Genomic DNA, 255 nt, shown 5'->3' with positions numbered 1-255 from the left:
GCCTTGCTCACCCACTGGCGTCACACAGCCAAGCACTACATCATCGACCAAACTGGTATCCAAGTTGTGGCGCTGTTGCATTTCTTTTAGTAAAGTGCGTGTCAGCCAAATCGGTGATGCCTGATACAAGGAGCCGTCCTTTTTTCCTTTGCCACGTGGCGTGCGGATAGCATCATAAATATATGCAGTCTCAGTCATAAAAAATCCTTTTTTTATTTTTTAAATAAACAATAGTTATCGTAGTCTTATAACATA

At 41.6% G+C, this 255-nt stretch carries 1 pseudogene; it reads right to left on the bottom strand.

The window, feature by feature from the left end:
* Positions 1 to 198: pseudogene (locus SB725_RS32480) on the bottom strand (acetyl-CoA C-acyltransferase); the annotation flags it as partial.
* Positions 199 to 255: the final 57 nt, after the last annotated feature.

Source organism: Pseudomonas sp. SIMBA_041 (assembly GCF_046535095.1).
In the GTDB taxonomy this organism is placed as follows: Bacteria; Pseudomonadota; Gammaproteobacteria; order Pseudomonadales; family Pseudomonadaceae; genus Aquipseudomonas; species Aquipseudomonas mucoides.
The sequence above is the reverse complement of the archived record's forward strand: the minus strand, read 5'-3'. Positions and strand labels throughout refer to the sequence as shown.